This window comes from Paenibacillus allorhizosphaerae (genome assembly GCF_042659105.1).
GTDB classification, from domain to species: Bacteria; Bacillota; Bacilli; order Paenibacillales; family NBRC-103111; genus Paenibacillus_G; species Paenibacillus_G allorhizosphaerae.
In genome coordinates this window covers 142577-161296 of the sequence record NZ_JBHSRV010000010.1, presented here as the reverse complement: position 1 = coordinate 161296, position 18720 = coordinate 142577, and the positions used below count along the sequence as shown (strand labels likewise).

21 protein-coding genes are annotated in these 18720 nt (G+C 42.5%); 19 read left to right on the top strand and 2 right to left on the bottom strand.

Annotated features, from left to right (window positions below; all coding sequences use genetic code 11):
• The 4 genes from ACFQI7_RS28135 to ACFQI7_RS28120 all read left to right on the top strand — a co-directional run bounded on the left by ACFQI7_RS28135 (position 1) and on the right by ACFQI7_RS28120 (position 4207).
• A complete protein-coding gene (locus ACFQI7_RS28135; protein WP_218101235.1) occupies positions 1–876 on the top strand; it encodes a hypothetical protein in 876 nt (291 codons plus the stop codon).
• A 311-nt stretch (positions 877–1187) separates the two neighbouring features.
• Positions 1188–2420: a stalk domain-containing protein gene (locus ACFQI7_RS28130; protein WP_218101236.1), complete on the top strand. Its 1233-nt coding sequence runs from the start codon at positions 1188–1190 to the stop codon at positions 2418–2420.
• 225 nt (positions 2421–2645) lie between these two features.
• Positions 2646–2801 carry a hypothetical protein gene (locus ACFQI7_RS28125; protein WP_218101237.1) on the top strand — a complete coding sequence of 52 codons (156 nt, stop codon included), beginning with the start codon at positions 2646–2648 and terminating at the stop codon, positions 2799–2801.
• A gap of 578 nt (positions 2802–3379) precedes the next feature.
• Positions 3380–4207: a hypothetical protein gene (locus ACFQI7_RS28120; RefSeq protein WP_218101238.1), complete on the top strand. Its 828-nt coding sequence runs from the start codon at positions 3380–3382 to the stop codon at positions 4205–4207.
• 416 nt (positions 4208–4623) lie between these two features.
• Here ACFQI7_RS28120 and ACFQI7_RS28115 read toward each other — a convergent pair whose 3' ends face one another.
• Positions 4624–4896, bottom strand: a complete 273-nt coding sequence (locus tag ACFQI7_RS28115) for a hypothetical protein (RefSeq protein ID WP_218101239.1) — start codon at positions 4894–4896, stop codon at positions 4624–4626.
• 1314 nt (positions 4897–6210) lie between these two features.
• On the opposite strand from ACFQI7_RS28115, the gene ACFQI7_RS28110 reads away from it, so the two are divergent.
• The 14 genes from ACFQI7_RS28110 (at position 6211) to ACFQI7_RS28045 (ending at position 17536) form a co-directional block, all read left to right on the top strand.
• A complete protein-coding gene (locus ACFQI7_RS28110; protein ID WP_218101240.1) occupies positions 6211–6378 on the top strand; it encodes a hypothetical protein in 168 nt (55 codons plus the stop codon).
• A gap of 130 nt (positions 6379–6508) precedes the next feature.
• The gene (locus ACFQI7_RS28105) at positions 6509–7066 is read left to right on the top strand and encodes a hypothetical protein (protein WP_218101241.1); all 558 of its coding nucleotides are present in this window, start codon (positions 6509–6511) and stop codon (positions 7064–7066) included.
• A 13-nt stretch (positions 7067–7079) separates the two neighbouring features.
• The gene (locus ACFQI7_RS28100; protein ID WP_218101242.1) at positions 7080–7295 is read left to right on the top strand and encodes a hypothetical protein; all 216 of its coding nucleotides are present in this window, start codon (positions 7080–7082) and stop codon (positions 7293–7295) included.
• Positions 7296–7414: 119 nt separating this feature from the next.
• Positions 7415–7828, top strand: coding sequence for a transcriptional regulator (locus ACFQI7_RS28095; RefSeq protein WP_218101243.1), 414 nt, complete (start codon positions 7415–7417; stop codon positions 7826–7828).
• 48 nt (positions 7829–7876) lie between these two features.
• A complete protein-coding gene (locus ACFQI7_RS28090) occupies positions 7877–8386 on the top strand; it encodes a hypothetical protein (protein WP_218101244.1) in 510 nt (169 codons plus the stop codon).
• A gap of 76 nt (positions 8387–8462) precedes the next feature.
• Positions 8463–9347, top strand: a complete 885-nt coding sequence (locus tag ACFQI7_RS28085) for a zinc-ribbon domain-containing protein (RefSeq protein WP_218101245.1) — start codon at positions 8463–8465, stop codon at positions 9345–9347.
• A gap of 273 nt (positions 9348–9620) precedes the next feature.
• Positions 9621–10286 (top strand): Sak single strand annealing protein, encoded by a 666-nt coding sequence (locus tag ACFQI7_RS28080; RefSeq protein ID WP_218101246.1) that lies wholly within the window; start codon positions 9621–9623, stop codon positions 10284–10286.
• Between the two features lie 58 nt (positions 10287–10344).
• Entirely contained in the window at positions 10345–11031 is a 687-nt protein-coding gene (locus ACFQI7_RS28075) for a single-stranded DNA-binding protein (protein WP_218101247.1), read from the top strand.
• A 93-nt stretch (positions 11032–11124) separates the two neighbouring features.
• Positions 11125–12060: a hypothetical protein gene (locus tag ACFQI7_RS28070; RefSeq protein WP_218101248.1), complete on the top strand. Its 936-nt coding sequence runs from the start codon at positions 11125–11127 to the stop codon at positions 12058–12060.
• Entirely contained in the window at positions 12057–12884 is an 828-nt protein-coding gene (locus ACFQI7_RS28065; protein WP_218101249.1) for a hypothetical protein, read from the top strand. The genes ACFQI7_RS28070 and ACFQI7_RS28065 overlap by 4 nt, the downstream gene beginning before the upstream one ends.
• A gap of 639 nt (positions 12885–13523) precedes the next feature.
• Positions 13524–14672, top strand: coding sequence for a hypothetical protein (locus ACFQI7_RS28060; protein WP_218101250.1), 1149 nt, complete (start codon positions 13524–13526; stop codon positions 14670–14672).
• Between the two features lie 219 nt (positions 14673–14891).
• A complete protein-coding gene (locus ACFQI7_RS28055; protein WP_218101251.1) occupies positions 14892–16520 on the top strand; it encodes an LPD1 domain-containing protein in 1629 nt (542 codons plus the stop codon).
• A 257-nt stretch (positions 16521–16777) separates the two neighbouring features.
• Complete coding sequence (locus ACFQI7_RS28050) at positions 16778–17032, top strand: hypothetical protein (protein WP_218101252.1); 255 nt, start codon at positions 16778–16780, stop codon at positions 17030–17032.
• Positions 17033–17137: 105 nt separating this feature from the next.
• Positions 17138–17536 (top strand): DUF1249 domain-containing protein, encoded by a 399-nt coding sequence (locus tag ACFQI7_RS28045; protein WP_218101253.1) that lies wholly within the window; start codon positions 17138–17140, stop codon positions 17534–17536.
• A gap of 17 nt (positions 17537–17553) precedes the next feature.
• On the opposite strand, the gene ACFQI7_RS28040 is transcribed toward ACFQI7_RS28045, so the two are convergent.
• The gene (locus ACFQI7_RS28040; protein ID WP_218101254.1) at positions 17554–18060 is read right to left on the bottom strand and encodes a hypothetical protein; all 507 of its coding nucleotides are present in this window, start codon (positions 18058–18060) and stop codon (positions 17554–17556) included.
• A 286-nt stretch (positions 18061–18346) separates the two neighbouring features.
• Between ACFQI7_RS28040 and ACFQI7_RS28035 the strand changes: the two genes are divergently transcribed.
• On the top strand, positions 18347–18718 hold the full coding sequence (locus ACFQI7_RS28035) for a hypothetical protein (RefSeq protein WP_218101255.1): 372 nt from the start codon (positions 18347–18349) through the stop codon (positions 18716–18718).
• The last annotated feature ends 2 nt before the right edge of the window (positions 18719–18720 follow it).

The window sequence follows — 18720 nt, the reverse complement described above, 5'->3', positions numbered from 1 at the left end:
GTGTTAACTGCACTGCTTCCAAATGGAAAAGTGGTCCACTCTTCCGAGTATTCAGAGGAGAAGCATGGATACACATTATATTGTATAGATCCCCAATGCAAGGCGCCGGTTATTTATGTCGGCGCTTCTTCTTCGTCGGAAACGAAAAGATCAGCGTATTTCAAAACTGTGGGAAAGGACATTGAAAGTAAACATAAGGAGAGCTGCGGATTTTTTGAACCGCTTGACGTGGTTGAGGCTATTCAGAAGACCGCGCTTTATCAGAAGCAGATTCTGGAGTCCGATGGCGTTCCGAAACAAATTATAAACCTAAATTTGAAAAAGCTCGATCCTGATTATATCCCGAAAGAGCCGGTCGAAAGAAAAGAAAAGACGCCAGAAAATGATAAAATCAAGGTCAAAGATGATCGCGATACACCGGGGACTATTGGATCGTTAAAAAGCATAGTGAAGCTGCTGACATCCTATGAGCCCGACATACTAGCCACCCTCTATTTTAATGTAGGGGGAGGAAGAAAACTTCCGCTATCTCAGGTGGTCATGAGTCCGGATCGGGCTTATGATTTACTCTGGCAAGATATGACGATCCCACGCATGCAGTATTTCGTGTACGGACGTATTAGCGAAGTGACAAAACTTGAAAAGGTCACTTATATAGATATGGATATCGATGATGAAGAAAAGCCGTTCACTATTGTTATTTTCGCAGAATACTATAAGCACTTTATATATGAAAAGAAGGACCTCGTAGGAAAAGAGTTTCTGATATTTGGGGATCTAAGAAAAAATACATACAATAACATAAACAAAGCACAAATTGTTATTAAGTCCTCAGATTATCTTGAGCCGATTCGAACGAAGAAACGCGATTTATGAAGAGTATTTAATCCTAGGGCCGAATGATTGAACCAGCCAAGGAAGAATCTCTGGAAGGATTCATGTTATGTTTCTAGTATTTACAAAAAAAGAAATCAGACGGTTAGTTTCAAAGAAATATGAATAAAGCAGCCTATGTATGCTAGTACATTATAGACTGAATAAGGGGTATGAGAACTATTATGCATCATAAGAATGTTTTACTGAGTATCTTCATACTTATTTTTTCTCTGGTTCCCGGAATGTCCTACGCAGAGCAACAGACGTTCTACGCAGAACAGCCGATAAGTGTGTCGTATGAAGGTACGACAATGCAATTTGATGTAGATCCCATTCTTGAAGACGGGACCACTTTAGTTCAATTTCGTCCGTTGTTCGAGAAAATGGGATTGGGGATTACGTGGAATGCAAACAATAAAACCATTCGGGGAACGAGTGAGGACGGTAATTTAATAATTGATCTGCAAATTAATGTTAAGATCGCAGCTGTAAATGGTATGCGTACAGAATTGGATGTGGCCCCAAAAATTATAGACGGGAATACGATGGTACCTCTACGTTTTGTTAGTGAGGCTACTGGTAAAAGAGTTTCATGGAATCCCTCGGATCGTTTGATAAAGATAACCAAGGGAGTAGAACTAGTCCAGGAAGCGGAACAGTACGGAGATGAAAGCTACGATCCGGATAATTACTCGTCACTAAATGGAAAAAATAACATAAATGTGTTTGAAAAGGACGACAAGACTTTTGTAGTTTGGGATAAAGACGTTACACTTAACAATGAAAGATACACATATTTTTACATGTCAATTGCGCAAAATGGAAAATGGATTTCGAAGGCATCTGTTGTTCGATTCGTAAAAAGGGACAAGGAGGGCCAAAACCTCAAATTTGTATCCGGAGATTCAATCTATTGGCGCAACAGCGGGGGCGTTCAGAAATGGACGATCGGCTCATCTGGAGTCGTGACTGATGAAGTGTATGCAGTAGAACAACCGTTTAATAAAACTTATGCCTCTACACCTGAAATTCTTAATGTGGTTTACCGATCAAATGGAGAACCAGGTATTTTATTTGGAGATAATATTAATTTAGCGTTATATTTTGATAATAGAAGTTATTCGGTAAAAGATTTAAACCGCGTCTTGTTTTCGGCGCAACCTGATACGAAGTACGTATTTGATGATAGAACCGGCCGCCTTTCTATATTCCAGGGAACAACCATTAGACAGCTAGATATTTATAAAGGAGATATATTATATGAGAATGGCAAAGACAAAGTGACGACAATCTCGCCCAATTCCTTCTCCTATTCGGTTTATTCAGAAGGAAAAATGAATGTCTTATACATGGGAAATGACCGCAGAATGCGATTGGTAACGGTAGACGATGATTTGAGAATATCAGAACCGATGCTGACCAACTATAGACCGAAAAACCCCTATCCAATGAAACTAGTCGTTACGGATAAATATTTTCACCTATGGGGAAACATAGACTTCAACCGACGTCCTGCATTATATTTCGTATCATTAAGCAAGTAGATAGGCTGCTGGGAAGTAAAGGTTATGATTGGGGGCGAAAGCCCTCTTCTTTTTTTCCAGAAGAATTTATTTAATTCTCCCCGCAACAGAAGTTCTGGTTCAAAAAAATCGACTATACTCAAGTATTATAAATTCTCATATGGGTACTGGTATTATAACGATAATAGAGGATATAATGTTTGAAGAGATTAGATAAATGAGGAAGGTGATCGGATGGAGGCTTGCATGGGTCGTAAACCAATTGATCCAGCTGAAAAACTCATGACCATTTCGATCAATTTAAAGCAAAAAGTTATTCAGGCAATAGAACGAGACGGAATACCCAAAATTGTAATACAAGAACTAGTAAACAAAAAGTATAATCCGGATAATAAAAATTAGAGCTCACCTTCCTGATTGACAAAAACCCTTATTTTTTTTAAAATAAAAGGGAACAAAAATTCTAATTATAAAAAAACTAAGTCCTGACTGTAAAAATTTACAAATGTTAAGGACTTTTTAGGGTTTTAATTCTTGATATTATGGTGGTTAACACTTAGAATATAAGTAGTTTTACTTGGTGATTAAGTTACACCGTTTCCACATTTTGTGGCAAGTCTACCTCCCTACGGGCTGGCATTTATGGCGACGGATGGTTTTCTTTGAAAATTTCATCCATCGGAAAGTAATGAAGTTTTACCTATGCGCAAGGAAAGTTCGTTTTTATGTTTACAAAGAAGATTTTGTTTTTCGATGCCTTTTCTATGCTCAAATGTGGTTAATTTCTTTGAAATTAATCTCATATTCCGCAAGCGGCCACCTTTCAGTGTTTTACACACTCCGATAGGTGGTCTTTTTCATTTTATAAGCCCAGTACATTCGAACCGGTTGGTAATTAGTTTATAGATAGTTGATTCTAGAGACCGCTGGGGAAGCACTGGAGCACTGGACAACATCAAACATTAATGGAGAGGTAAATAGTGAGTAAACAAAGCACTCGAAGCAATCTAATACAGGAACTTTATCAACTTCAAGAACGTTCATCCCTTTATAACCTGGTACTTAAACCGGCAGCTAAAATAAAGATAATAACCATTTCAATACTAGCGGGTATAGTAGTGTTTTTTCTATTCAGTTTTGGATTTGGAAATAATCCATTATGGCAGAAAACGGTTGTTCTATCTAGTCTCGGTCTAATTCTCATTTTATGGAGTAGAACTATATGGGTATGTAATAATTATGTAAAAGAGAAGTTTGGCGCGAAGTATAAAAAGTTTATGAATTATACCATTTTTGATAGAATATATGAAGTTCAGAAGGATTTCCTCAGGGAATATCGGTTAGACCAAATGGAGGACGCATTTAAAAACATATTCCGAATCCCTATCGATCAGGATCATATACAATCCGTTATTGAGATTATTCGAATAGAAAAGAATAGGGTTAAAGATATGCGATGGCTACCCATATCACTTTCTGCTATTCTATCGTTCCCATTATGGTCGGAGTATATTGGTTTCCGGTTTAATTTGCTCTTAGCAAGTTCAGGCACTATAACGGATACTAACAAATCGTTTTTAGTGGCTATGGATGGGTTGAGTATGATTTGGAATAGTCTACTTTTAGGTTCTGTTGTTCTTTTGGTTTCGACTCTTATCATTCGAACAATCTTGCACCATCTTACCCTTACTCGTTATATGAAATTGAACGAGCTCGAAGAGACTTTATTACTTATGATGATTTACATACCGGAGAATTCCGCGAATGATTCAAAGACGACAGATCAAAATACGCAGAGAAGAAGGTAGTTTACTGCGATAACAAGTTGTCGACAAGAGAAAAAATGTTTTAGATTGAAATGAAATGTGATCGTAGGGGCATGAATTTGAGAGGTTTAATATTTTGTGAATTGGATAAAATAGTTTAATAGATTAGGTGGATGGGATGAACGGTAGAGTACCGGGTCTGTAGGCGCGCCTCATGGGGTTGATCTCCCAGGACGGATCTGGAAGGGTAACAGGATGAACAAACACCGACTGAGCGCTCAGGACGGTCTCCTTATTGGAGGATCGGTTTACATAATGGAACCTAAAACCATATACCAAGAAGCCCAACGGCTGCCGGAGACAATTGGCCATGTCTCGGGCTTTTTGTATTGCCCAAATCAATATGATCCATTCCGGGCGTCCGGAGCGTCTAACAGAAGTTCGGCGTCCGCGGGCCGTTATTTTAAGTCTCTAGTTTTTCTGGTTTTTCTGTGCAGGTAAAGAAATCGGATCGAAAAGAATAAACCAGTACCCCATAATAAAATAATCGCATAGCCAATAACGATTATAGGTAAGACTAAAGATTTATCACCACTATCTGTAGACATGCCGGCTAAAAATAGCGGCATTATTGGTACAAACAATAGTCCAAGCCCAAACGTTGGACCAAATGCAAGGAGATTCATACCAATAAAAATCCACGATAATATCAATTTCACGTCCTGACTCATATGAGAACCCTCCCATTATAACTCAGCCTGCTTCCGCTTACAGTAGAAATTTCCACCTAACCGTGTCGCGAAAATCTGATAGAAATATCATAACGGGAACAGATAGCCAAGTATAGTACTAACTTAATGTAGTACTTGATTCTGACTTAAAAAAAGTATTTAGATGACTCTTAACTTGAAACAAAGACATACTGAACGGGTCATTTTCTCGTCGTTGGACAAGTTGTTGTTGTCGGACGACAAGAACATAGCCCGATTCAAACCCGCATAACTTGCGGGTTTTTTATTTCATTCGGACAAGTTCTTGTCGCGGACGAACGACAAGAACTTGACCCTTTTGTCGACGCGCGACAAGAACCTGACCCTTTTGCCGAAGTAAAGTGGAGGCATTCAGCTGACGGGCAGTTTTGCGCAACATTGTTGTCTGCCAAAAAATTCAGATTCCCCCTTGAACCTTACATAACGTAATGATTTATAGTGAACGTATCGACGAATTCCTACTGACGATTTGTCCTGACGATTTGTCCGGTCGTCCTGGGCAGCGGAAAATCGGTATTCGACGGCTGCGTCGTTGTCGCAAGCAGGATTCTAAGCCGATTCTACACCAAATGTACCTCATAACATATGAGTGTCTTATTACAACATCTTGCCCCGCTTGAGTTCTACGTCCCCCCACCATTGTCCCGTCTCCTGCCACTCTGATCCTAACTTCTTCTTTCGAGATTCTTTTCGTCCACCCTTGATACTTGATCTTATATTTTGTCTCTTTCGATTTCTCCTGTTTCCGATTCTTTCTTTTTTCTAGATACCGCTAATCATATCTAGTTAATTTGTACGTACCTGGACACGAAAGTCAGGTAGGGCGGCGGGGTGGCCGCGCGCTGCGGGAAATCGAAAAATAACGAAAAGGAAGTCCAAAGGATAGGAAACATTAAGTAAAATCGCTAAACCAGATCAAAGGAGAATCGGATAAAGTAAATTAAATGAGGGAGCTGAAGCAGTAAAGTATTAGCTGGAAAGAGACAGGGGAGTGACATGGACCGGCACGGAGTAGTCAAGGAAGGAAAAATGAAAGTAAAGAATCGGATGGACAGGGGAGAGACCCGGACGATCGAGCGGGCGTACAGACGCGCAAAGAGACAAGTAGAACCCGCGCGCCATAAGGCGTTGTAATAAGACACTCATATAAAATGATTATAGACAATGCCCCGGGTTTTTAGTAGAATAGAACAAAGGTTCCCTTTGTCATATTTTGGTTTATTGCCGGCGGTGTCGCCGTCCCGACGCATGATTCGTTTAGAGGAGGTCTTTGCAATGAGTAATTGGGTACAATACCTTACTAACCCTTACGAGCTTTTTGCGATCGTCGTATTATTGGTGGTTACTGGCTGCTTACTTTATTGGGGGATTAAAACAATTACAAATAAAGATACGCCACCTACGGAGGGAAAAAAATCCCGAACAATTCGTAGAGTTAAGTAGTTCTTCAGCTCTCCTATTTCGTTCAAGCTTTGTATTGCTATAGATTCTTTTTCGACTCATTTTATACTAGGCTGCTTCTCTCTTGGAAGCTGCTCGATATTTGAACCGGATATTTGAAAGGATGACTGACATGAAGATCGAATATTTGTTACAACTTATCCGCTCAGTCCATAGTGGGAAAGCAGATGAAGTATTCAAGATTGTAAATGATAGCTTTGGCGTGCGCGCCGCGGCAGAGGCCTTATCCGTTATCTTCCAGGACGACCAGACCTATCGTTTCCTTGCGGATACTCTTGGCAACGATGCTGAAGTGGAGCAGGTGTTATTATCTATCTGGGATGAAGATCGCTTCGCTAAAGTGCGGAGCGGCTCGCCGGAGTTCTTTCTTTATATTTCCCTTACGTCATATCTCACCGGTGAAGGACAGGCTCATCAGTATCGGATTGGGGCCTCCATACGATTATCGAAAGGGAAGCCGGTTGTATGGTTTCATCACATCGTTACTCATGAACGCCTGAAAGATCCTGAGGCATGCGTTACTTGGGATAATTTGACTTCTGAAGAACAGGCCCTCTGGTCGCTACTTGTTTCGAAAATTTTATCGCTTCCGGAATCCTGGTTCATTGATGCAGTTAAGACGTCGAACGAAGCACTCCTTGTACCATATGATTTGAGTGCATACGAATAGGGAGGCATCGTCTATGCCTGATTTTTATTCCAACGCCTACCTCAAAGGTAAAAAGCTTCAAACGGATGCAGACTTTCAAAATGCGATATGGTTCAACTTGTGGGTTGATATTTACCGTCATGGTGAACTCGTCGAATATGGCGGATTTATCGAACGTTCTAATGAACATGCAGTCTGGATCAATGGCGGTTATTTTCTCCGGAATAAATGGCAAATCATTGTACGTTAGAAAGGAAGCGGAAATAGCTAATTTATCTACGCAAAGATTAACTATAACAGTAAAACCTCCCGCTCCCAGGAGAACAATCACTCTTCTGGAAGCATTCGGTAAAGGAAGGAATGTTCCGTATGGTACTGAATAGAAAACGACCCTTTGAATCCGTTAATAAAACAAACAAGGTGAGTCGGATTTTAAAAGTTCAGGAATTTATTGATTTTTTCGTGCTAGCGGAGATTATCCAGCAGCCCCGATATGTTCGTGAGCTCGATGAATTGATGGTTAAGCATTTACAAGGTATCGGCGTTAACGTCTCTTATATGTCCAAACGATTAGACTTCATGGAGCAGGAAGGATATATAACTCGCTTCTGGGACAATGAAGATAAACGCCATAATCACTACTGCAAGATTACCGATACCGGTACAGATTATTTTAAAAAGTTACTGCAGAGTGTTCCTGATAAGGTTAACGAGGCACTCATGTTTTATAAATCATTAGATAACTATATTAATAAGTTCGGCAAAGTGAATTTTATTAAGTAAGAAGTGGCCAACTAAAGAAGCATTTGATAAGAAAGGAAGGCAATACCCATGTGGAACTGGCAGGAAATGTGGCCGAGATTAAAAGCGAAATTTGAACGGCAGCCTGCAGCTCAGCGTGAGAACAATAGTAGACAGTTCATCCCTGTTGAGTGGTATGAGAACCGTGCTAATACAATTGCTGGCGAGCATTATAAAAAGGAGATCCGGGAGTACCAGGTTACCGAAACTTTCGTTAAAGTAGTCATCCGCATCTATTTTGGAGATACGTTTCGTGATGGGTATGGTTTTTGTGAAATCGATAATCTCGGAACTGCCAATGCTGTGGATCGGGCCTTCGCAGAAGCTCACCGAAACGGGTTTGATAGTTATGAAATGGGATGGGAAGACCTCCGCATCTACGAGAAAAAGGGGATCCGTGACAAACCTGCAGAAGAAGTGTTTTGTGTGAAATGTAGCAAGCCTTTAGATGCAGAAGATATTGAGGCAATGAAAAAGTATCCCCGATTAGTTGTTCCTTATCACGTGGGAACTTGTGCGCCACCACATTTGCTTAAGTAGAGAAGTCGAATCCAGATATAGGAGTAAGTTTGGAATCAGTCTAGAATTAAATGTCGATAGAGATGCGGAGGAGCACATGGCTATCCGAATAAAACGAGAAAATGAGATTTGTTCAGAGTGCGGCGAAGAGGTTTTTGTACGGAAGTACATGCTATGCTATCGTCATTACCGCAGACTTCTAAGACAGTATCGAATTTCAAAACCTAGAAAAGTATCTGACCCGAACAAAAGCTTTCTATATCTGTACCCTGAGTTGTCTCAAGAATGGCACCCAGACCGAAATGGAAAATTGCTACCTTCCGATATTCTGCCTTATACGAATGTAATAGTATGGTGGAAATGCTCAGAAAACCATTCTTATGAAATGAACCCATACAACAGGATTCAGGGAGAAGGATGTCCATATTGTAGTGGGAACCGATTAACACCCGAACTAAGTCTTGCGGTTAAACACCCGGATATTGCTGCCGAATGGGACTATGAGAAAAATGTGCTGCGTCCGGAAGACGTTCATGCATGCAAAAAAATGATGGCTTGGTGGAAGTGTCCACAAGGGAAAGGACACCCTTCCTATCAAGCCAGTATTGATAATCGAACGAATCGAAAATCGGGTTGTCCTTACTGTAAAGGTCGCTTAGTTTGTTTTGAAAACTGCCTAGCTATTGTAGAGCCGGATATCGCATGGGAATGGCATCCCGTCTTAAACGGGGATCTTACTCCCTTTGATGTTACATCAGGGAGTGGAAAGCGGGTTACGTGGCTCTGCAAGACCACACGCATGCATACGTGGGAAGACACGGTTAATAAAAGATCAAGTCTTAGAAGTCGTTGTCCATATTGCTTTGGCAAAAAAATATGGAGCCGGCAAATTCCTGATGTAAGTATTGATTGGAAAGAAGAGTACAAATTTTGGTATCGTTCTATGGTCGAGAAAGTCTGTAGTCCAATTGTCCTAGATTAGTAGCCCATGTTTTATCCTGTTGTCTTTATCAGATCTATATGCTATCATTTACCTATGATTATTTCGGCCTTGTTGCCTCTTGTTCAAGTTTCTGCGCCCTACGGGTTGCTCTTATGTCAAGGCATTTCCATGTCTTGAGAAGGAGAAAAACGTAGGGCTTTTTTATTTACGTTTTTGATAGGTGAAGCCAAAGGAATTCAGTGACGAAATGTTACTGTTTTTTCTTTGGCTTTTTCTATATATGACTGCAAAAAGCAGAAAGGAGGAAGAAATTTGGATACGTTCAAACATCTTTCATCTGTGGACGTAGGTTCCTTTATCGAGCAGAAGCATAACTCATTGAACTATGTTTCTTGGGTTCATGCTTACTCGGAGCTTAGGCGACTTTACCCAGACTCCACGTATGAGATCGTCCGTTATCCGGATGAACGCGGCAACTTCGTTTTACCTTACCTGAGAACTGAGATCGGATACTTCGTTGAAGTCGCCGTCACTGTGAATGGGGATAGGCGCTCAAGCGTGCTGCCGGTCATGGATGAATTTGGGGGTACGCTTTTTGAGCCCACAGCGATGGATATCAACACTTCGATACAACGTTGCTTGGTCAAGGCGATAGCTCTCCATGGTTTAGGCCTTTATGTGTACGCCGGTGAAGAATTTCCAATGATGTTTCCTGATGGAGATCATGCACTGCCCAAGAAGGATTCAGATGAAATGCCGATCCCAGTATATAAGGATCTGCATGCTATACAGGGCCCGGGAGGGTGTTATTACGTTATGGATTTACAAATCGGTGAAAAGATCATCGAAGTAGCCGTTGTAGGTGAATTGATGCAGCTTCTGGATGAAATCGGGCTAAGCCAGGGGGATCCTTGCGAAGTTTACTACGAAGAGATAGCTGGTAAATTCGTAGCCACGAACATTCAGAAAGCTTCGTAATTATGATCCGTAAGACCTCACCTTAAAGGGAGGCGGGATAAGGAAAGGGTAGAATCGTATGTTTAAACGTAATGTTGTTGAGCTTGTAGGTAATTTAGTCGATAATCCGGATTTTAAGGACATGGGCGACTTCAAAGTTGCAAATTTTTTCCTTGCGGTTGACCGCACCGTGGACCTCAATGACGGAAGTTCGGCTGATTTCATACCGATCGTTTGCAAAAATGATCTTGCGGTTTCGGCAGATACGTATCTGCGTAAAGGTAGGAGAATTTTTGTCGACGGCCGCATACAGGTGAGGACCTATGATGATGATCACGGAAATCGTCGTTGGGTGACTGAAATTGTTGCAAAGAGCATTCAATACCTGGATGCTCCTCCTGAGGATGTAGCAAGCGGCAATCAAGGCAGCCGTAATAACAACTACAGCCGCAGCGGGAATCAAGGTAACGGAGGCGGCCAACGAAACAACGGCAATCGTGGTAATTACGGTAACGCTGGAAGCAACCGAAACAATCAGGGACAAGGTGGCGGAGGAAACCGAAATTACGGAAACCGTGGCGGACAAAGCGGCGGCAACGGCGGAAACGGGAACCGAGGTGGTAACGGTGGTGGAAACAATAACCAGCGTTACGGAAACAATGGATCCGGTAATTATGGCAATCAAGGTGGCAGCCGTGAATATAGCGGCGCGGGTGCCGGCGGCGGTGGAGGCAGAAGTAACTCCAGCATGCCGTGGGAACAATAAGCAATTAAGTGAAGGGAGCGGAACATCAACATTCCGCCCCTTTTCTTTTTTCCTTAACTATGACAAAAGGAGGTAGCCGAAAGGCGCCAAAATATGAATACAGTATCCCTTTTCCAGATGAAACCTGAATTCGTGCAACAGTACGGAGGACGATCGTTTGTCTCTCTTCGTGTAGAGCTGTCCGAATCATCACTATACCCGCTCTATGAGTTGGCATGGACCGGAACAACGGACGAGCTCGGATTGGAGACAACATCCTCAACAGATTCGCTTCTTGATGGTTTATATCACTACGCGTTCAATCAAAACTTCCCGGAAGGATATAAGGGCCGCCCCATGTGCGTCGGAGACATCATTGTTCTGGGTGGGGGGGATGATCTTCTATCCGGCCGAAGGTACTACTACGACTGTGGTCGATTTCAACCTCTCGAATCGTCTGTTATCCGATACTTCCGATTGAGGTCGGAGTTTGCTTTCCTTGAAGCAGACCTGAGTGAAGTTGCTCGAAAGGCAACCGTTGAACAATTTCCATTTCTGTTTGACTGCATTGGAGCTCGAGGTACGGCCGATTTATTTGGGTTCGATGATGTAACTCCATCAATCCCGGCATTAATGGCCCGATTGGTACATCGGCCTTCCTTGCTGCAGCTAAGCTCTATGGCAGGAATTGTAGTTGAGGTAAACGGAACCCGGCGATTCCTCTTTAATCGTAACCAGAACTGGCTTCGATTAGACGTTGGTAGGTTAAAGCGTCCATTGAATTTCTCGGATGCCAAGATTCTCGTTCATGATTGGGTGTTACCCGGTATATTTCGAGTGGAGCAGCTGCATTACTATACGTTGCGGCGCAGCGATGAATCTCCCTACCTACCGATTACCATTGAGCCTTATAGCGAGACAGACTGGAATTATATCTACGGAACACTGGTCTCCGATGAACCGATTGATCTTGGCGCACATCGTTGCCTCATCTTGGATAACCAAACAAGTGAACGAATGGCGTCTATGCTCGGAGGTGACTACCAATGAGCATTATAACGATCAAGCGGTTTATCCAGGATGGCAACTACCGTGAGCTCAAGATTGCAGAGGCACGATTGGAACAAATTCAGGAGATACTCAAGGAAAATCAAAAAGCTGATGGCAGCATACGTATGGAATGGAAGGATGTCGGCGTCGTTGGAAAAATGATGAAATACAACGTGTACCGGACGAATTACATCGCATTGAATGAGCATCTGCTCGATCTGGGAATATTGCCATTGATTGCCGATGTAGATCTTAGTGAACTGAATGAGGATCAAATAAAGGTACTTAAGAAATACCTAGTTCCCGGCGAACCTTACGTGCAATTCTCCCCAAAGAAAGCTTCACGTGTTGACGTCTCTTTCGTCGAAAGTGAAGTGGCATGGCTCAGGGATGCCAGTTTTTCGGACCAGGCCAAAGCTTGGAGAGCTGCAAAAGGCCGCCTGGATACGGTAGAGAACCTCTATCAGAATGCTCGGGCAGCAGCACTCAAATCCCCAAGTCTGCGAAGGAAACGGAAATTGCAATATGACTTCGGTTCATTCTCGTATTTGGAGAGAAAGGCTTCTTGTGATCCGGAAATTGTTCTTTCCCTTTTGGGAGCTGGCGTTCTTATCCAATGTGCAAAAGTCGATACGACTAGTCTTGAGGAATGCTGTGCGCGAGGATATTTACGGAAACCCGAACTCAATCAATTTCGTCAACTTGTGGACGTACGGGAACGCTATGTTGTGATGGAAATTGAAAAGGAAAAGCAGAGTCAGGAGTTCCTAAACCGACGGCTGCAACGCTTGTCCTATTTGAGCCGCAATCAATCAATGGCCTAATACATTATGCATCCAGCATGGCTGGCGAAAGGGGAAAATAAATATGTCGCAGCTTATTTTTTTGCGAAAGGGTATTAAGGAAAGCTCAAAATGTTCGTGTGGCCATCACATCAGCCGTAACGAGCAGGCATATCGGAATATCGTTCATGACATCGTATTTTGCTTGTTGTGCGGCAAAGAAGCAATGAAGGATATCTGGTATATAAAGGGAATGCAGAACCCATGGATTCGAATGGCCTCCGATCCGCCATTTTCCCGCTCCAATAGCTTCTACGAGTGTTCATCGATGATACACTGATCGAGATGTTTAGGCAGGGAAATTGGAATGTTGGAAAGGCATTAACATTCGAGAATCTTGCACTCATACAGCAGCTAGACGGGGGAGACGAATACTTAGCCATTAAGGATTACATCGTCTTCGACAGTATCAGCTTCGAGGCAATTTTAAAAAAACGTGGTGACGAGTATACCCGAAAATATATCAGAGATATTCTGAAGCAGCCACTAGATGAGCGAAATCCCGATCCCGATTATTCGATCGCTGAACTTTTCATCTAAATAAGTGAATCCTCCGCCTATCGGAGGGGAGCATTATTACCAGCCCCCTCCTTTGGGGGCTATTTGAGGAGGAACTAATTTATGGCCAAGTCTTGGAATGTCGAAGTTTTATTGAAAAATGGAAAACAATCTGACTACGTTTTTGAGGGCAAGTATGAGGAAGCGCGACAGGATGCTTACTTATCTTTTCCCCCTGGTGCTATTCAAAAGGTACGGGTTACAGACGAAGAGGACACGAGGATAGCCCTGCAGCCGAATACCAATCCTCAAGTGATCTACCGTCAGGGTTCGTTTTCCTTACATGCAAAAAGTGACGTTAGCTTTCCATGCTTTACAAACGGATTCTATCCCGTCTTTACAAGAGCTCTTGTTGAGCATCTGAATCCCTTTATCAATTCGCAACAAACGACGTATCGATATGACGAATCCATCGATGCATTTAGGGCATCGTGTCATGCCGGCGAAGATGAATTATATCATGGCTTCGATATCCAGGTTAATCATATAACGATTCGTGTGTACCCGATTGGGGCCAATCACTTTATTTGGCAGGAGGCCCCTAAGTGCCGATACTACTTGAATATCGACCCGAGCAGTGATGAATATTTATGGACATACTATCACCTGCCCGGCGTACACGTCGAAGATGACGCTCTCATGGAAATTTATGATGATGCCTGTTTGGGTACCGCCCATTATCAGAAACAATTCCTCCTGGAAATTACAGCTGAAGAATACGACGAGCTGCAAACGGTTATACATGCTCGAGATCGTAAAATTTACCTATTGAGTGCAGAGGAAATCCGGAAGCACAGTTTATTGAAGCTAAACTTACTTGCCAATGGGTTTGTTCCAAAGGAAGCTGGGTTTTGGGGAAGACCATGGAAAGGTTTCTTGATTGACACCGAAGCCTCGAGAATGGACCGTTATATAATTCGATCCTCGGTATTATCTCGTGAAGTTTTTTGGGTATGCAGCAACATGGAAGATCTTCTACACTTTTATTCACGTTTACGTGAACGAAATGAAGAGGACTTCGCGGTATTGATGAAAAAGTTTTGGCGCGAAAAACCAACAGACAATGAAATGCTTCAACATATATTTAGAAATCTCTCATTGATTGGGGGAGAAGCTCGTGCCTATCTAGAATCAATAAAGGAAACGGATCTCGGAAATTATCTTAAACAAGCAAACGATAAGATTAAAGTATATTTTTACGAAATACCGTGATATTTCATGGCCATCCAGATCCTTTGGATGGCTTTTTTAATTCTTTCTATTATCATGGCATCGTGATATACTAAAACCAGATTTATGTCCGAAGCAATTTTTGCGCAAGTAAGCAACCCTAAGGGTGAGCATATGATACATAGGCGAGGTATGCCCATGTAAAGCTCCCCTTGGGGTTTTTTGTCGTTTTCGGGCAAATCAAACCTTAGGAGGATGTATATGGTAACTGCAGAGCTTAATCGCGTCGACAGTGTGAGAAGGACGAAGGAGGAATATCTCCGGGAACGTATGAAGCAGCGTAATATTTCCGAGATCTTTAGTGATCTTCGGATCCGGATTTCCCGCGAGGATTCCTGTGTGGAGCAAAGAAAGATTGCAGAGCAAGCCATTCGGCGTAGGATGAAACAAGTTCCTATCAATGAAGATTTGTTTGCTAAAGCATCTTGTGGCCCCTTTCAAGTCACGATGGAGCCAATTAGGGGCAGAATTAAGCCATACGGTCCCATGGCCATTGTGCAACATTATTCAAAGGCTTCGGATTCACTAATTGAGAATAACGGGATCAAGGTTTGCTTCAAGGATGGTCTGTTTGGATACGATGAAGCCTACGGCGCGATCGGTGCGGATATTCTACTGAAAAAACACGGACGTAACCTTGGGTATAAAAGGATTGGTGAATATTACTGGATTATTGATATCCCGACCCTCTTATCCGAAGTGCTGTTGAAAAATTCGCTACTGAATTTCTCTCGGTCTCATTTAGAGTATTTGCGAAGAGAACTGGCACGTAAGGTGATTGCCGCTGTGAAACTGTATTCGCAATCGGCATTCCATCTGCAGGGGCCAGAATCACTGATCATGCTTATGCAGGAACTTTGCTCCGATGTGCATGATCCAAAATCAGAACGAGCCATAGACCTATACAAAATTTTCCCGATTGACGTATGGGACGTTCTTTGTGAGGTACCAGGAGCATGGGATAGGATGTTAACGATGCCAGCCGCGCGCGGATGGATTATCGAATTGGCCCTTTATCCATTTCTGCAGGAGATCTGTAGCCTGCACGACGACGCAGACGATCGCGAAGAATCGAATGATACCTATGCAAGAGTTTGGCAGCTTAAGAAAAACATACCTCAAAAAACACTGTCCCGGATGAGCAACAACTCGTTTTTAACTCATTACGGTACGGTTGAACTCGATGCAGATGTGGATTTAAAAAAATTCAAGGAGCTCGAGGCGGAATTTAGGCGCATGTCGCGCATTGTTCCGTTACCGCCAGCACCGGAATATAGTTTTCGAATCCGAAAACTAGGTAACTACCGGGCTGCGGGTCTATTCTTTCCATCGTTCAAGGCGACCCTTGTAGATTTGGACGGAATATCCAGTTACATGCACGAAAGTGCACATCAAGTGGATTATCAGCTAGGCACAAAGTTCGACCGTCTTAGTGATCAATTTTCATTTTTGGATGTGTACGAGAAATACGAACAATGTGTTCGACAGGCGATCGCACGCATGCCCGCTGATGATGCGTTTGTACAACGCTGGAAAGGCAAAACAAAGTACAACGCGGATTATTATCTGCGCCGAACCGAAGTCTTTGCCCGCTCCTTCGAACTTTATCTATATGAAGTAAAAGGAATTCAATCGTCTTTTTTGGATGCAAAATATGATTCACCCGTGTATCCAAAGGATCCTGAGTTTCTAAAGGCCGTCGAAGCATACTTCGATAAAGTATTGCCCGTAGCTTCTGAAATTGCAGAGCAGGCATTGCAAGGCGCCCCATTCACTCCATTGGAATTCTACGTTGACAAAGAAAGCGGTCAATTAGTATTTCCCATTTGAGAGGAGGGGTAACGGGTGCTAAGCATTTTCCAAATGAAAGAAGAACTGACGTGCAGGGCGAATCCTCGGGATGTCATTGACGAATTAAAAGCCATGTATCTGAGGGATTCACGTATCTGGATCGCGGCCACTTCCCACGAAATCCAGCTAAAATGTAATTTCATTATCTAACCTCATATTGGCAGCCCCTACACCGGGCGGATTGATTCTTAATTTAATCCCCGTGGTGTAGGCGGGGTCAAGGAGGCATGGGCTGTATGAGCAATCAAGTTTGGCTTTGCATGAATGTTAAACTTAGGGAACTGGTTCCCGGGAAAATTGTCTTAACAGAATTTAAAATGCAGGTTCATGAGGAAGATGCTTATCGTAGTATGACAGAGCATGTCCTCAACGGACTCCAGTCAATTAATCTTAAAGGTAAAACCAAAGACGGCGAAGATGTAGCTATTCCCATTTCGAAAGAGGATATCGTCGATATGTGGATAGAAGACGTTATCGATCAAGAAAACTAGCATTCGTTATTGCTAAGTTCATAAGGTAAGAGCCCTCACACCGGGCATGACAAGATTGACAATCTTGTCCCCTCGGTGTGAGAGGGGACTACTGGGGGAATAAATATGGACGCATATGAACGTTTTGCGAAAATTAATCAATTGCTTGGCGGCAATATAAAAGAAATTTTGGAAGTATCAGGTTATACCAAACTGCGGTCGAAGCCATTCATGGACCTTACCATTGAAGTCGTTGGTACCAATGCCATCAGCATGACGCACTACTACAGATTAAATGGTGATCTTGTTCCTGACCCGGATATGGAAATCCGTGTCGATTTGGAAGCTGAGACGGCCAATGCGGTCAGCTATCAGGATACTTATCAGTACCGGGTCGCCTATGACGAAGATGAGGTTATTGATGAGCTCGAGATGCAGAAGCTTAATGAATTTCTTTCAACGTGGTTAACGAATTTACAAAATCAAGGTTTCTCTTATGAGAAACGAGTTCTGAAATCATCCTAAAAAGAAACGGCCGGCTTCTAATGAAGCCCGGCCGGATCTTCTTGCATACGTTCACGTTCACGTTCTTGTTTTTCTTTTCGCCATTGCTCTCTCAGTTGTCGGTCAACTTCGAGTGCATACTCGTGTCTACGAGCAATGATTTTCTTTGTTAACAGGGGATCTCCACGAAGGAGATCTTTCATCATTGCAAAAACTGTCCAAATGGATACCGGAATCAAAATTGCATGCAGCCAAAGTGTAGGGAAACGAATCACATTAGGAACAGCTTCTATATACCACGGAGTTATAAGTCCTAGATGTAAATAGGCTCCTTCTAGTAGTTGTGGGAACGACACACAGGGGAAGTAGGTTACAAACATAAGAATGAACACTGCAACCCCGGCATGAAGTAAACGATTCACCTTTAAGGCAAGCACGCAATAGCACGCAATCAAAATGATGATGAAAAACACGCCGATCACCGCCCAATCTGCGCCGGCTTCATATATACCTTTGTCAATTCGATAAAAAAATTGATCTAACATTGCTTATCCTCCCTATTCCCTACAAACATATGTTTGTACATTTAGTATATGACTTAGGGATTAGGTTTTCAATATATTTTTCATAATTATGTAAAATTCCGACTCGCTATGTGTGTATTTTACACACAAAGGCATTGTCAGATTATGGGGTGATGGTATATGATTAGTAGCAGATTGGGCTAATTTTCCTACATTTCTAGCAAATTTTGTCGCAGCATAGAAGAAGTAGTGAATGGTCTGAAATCAGAAAAAGACAATATATCACAGAAATTAGGAGGATTTTCGAATGAAGAAAAAAGGGTTTGGTTCTAAAGTATTAGTCCTATTGTTTGTGGCTTTCGTCGCATTCAACGTCTGTATGGTAACGGGTGCATCTGCCGACGCTACAAATGTTGTGCCGAATATTGGTAACCTTCCAAATGCTGGTCAAGGTACTAATGATGTTAATAAGTTAGTAGATGATTGGGTAACCAATCTTCGTATTATCGGCATCGCCCTAATCCTTATTCCGATTGCCGTTGGAGCCATTATGCTCGGCTTCTCAATGGGTAATGCACAAAAAAGAGGAATTGCGGTGGGTTGTCTATTAACAGCTGGTGTAGGTATTGTTATTCTAGCGAAAATGCATTCCCTTGCAGGTTGGATTGCTCACCAATAAGA